At 67.9% G+C, this 1044-nt stretch carries 1 protein-coding gene; it reads right to left on the bottom strand.

Going from position 1 to position 1044, the window contains the following annotated elements; genetic code table 11:
• The coding region (locus G5B46_RS24105) for a dicarboxylate/amino acid:cation symporter (protein WP_165263222.1) at positions 1 to 1044 on the bottom strand (1044 nt) is incomplete at both ends.

Genomic DNA, 1044 nt, shown 5'->3' on the forward strand with positions numbered 1-1044 from the left:
CTCGCCCTCCCACTTGGCGACGACGGCGGCGGCGACCGAGTTGCCGACGACGTTGGTGGCCGAGCGGCCCATGTCGAGCAGGTGGTCGACGCCGAGGACCAGGGCGATCCAGGCCTCGGGCAGGCCGAAATAGGTGAGGGTGGCCATGATCACGACGAGCGAGGCGCGCGGCACGCCGGCGATGCCCTTGGAGGTGACCATCAGGAGCAGCAGCATGAAGATCTGCTGCTGGATGGTCAGGTGCACGCCGTGCGCCTGCATGATGAACATGGTGGCGAAGGTGCAGTAGAGCATCGAGCCGTCGAGATTGAACGAATAGCCCAGCGGCAGGACGAACGAGACGATGCGGCGGCGCACGCCCACCTTGGGCAGGCTGTCGAGGATGCGCGGGTAGGCGGCTTCGGAAGAAGCGGTCGAGAAGGCCAGCAGGGCCGGCTCGCGGATGACGCCGAACAGCGGCACGGCGCGCTTGCCCAGCACCACGAAGGCGGCCAGGAACAGCAGGGCCCACAGGGTGGCCATGGCGCCGTAGAAGCCCAGCACGAACTTGGCGTAGGTGCCCAGCATGGCCAGGCCTTGGGTGGCGATGGTCGAGGCCAGGGCCGCGAAGATGGCCAGCGGGGCCAGCTTCATGACGAAGCCGGTGACCTTCAGCATGATCTGGGCGCACTGCTCGACCAGGTGCAGCACCTGCGGGGCCTTGTCGTCGAGCGCGGCCACGGCGGTGCCGACGAAAAGCGAGAACACCACGATCTGCAGGATCTCGTTCTTGGCCATGGCGTCGAAGATAGAGGTCGGCACCAGGTGGGTGATGAAGCCCTTCAGGGTGAAGGCCTCGGTGGTGGCGGCCGGCTTGGTGGAGACGGCGGCTTCCACCAGGTGCAGGCCGTGGCCCGGCTGCAGCAGGTGGACCATCAAGAGGCCCAGCACCAGCGACACGGCCGAGGCGCCGATGAACCAGCCCAGGGTCTTGGCGCCGATGCGGCCCACCGCGGCGGCGTCCTCCATGTGGGCGATGCCGGCCACCAGGGTGGTGAACACCAG

This window comes from Caulobacter sp. 602-2, from assembly GCF_011043625.1.
Taxonomy (GTDB): Bacteria; Pseudomonadota; Alphaproteobacteria; order Caulobacterales; family Caulobacteraceae; genus Caulobacter.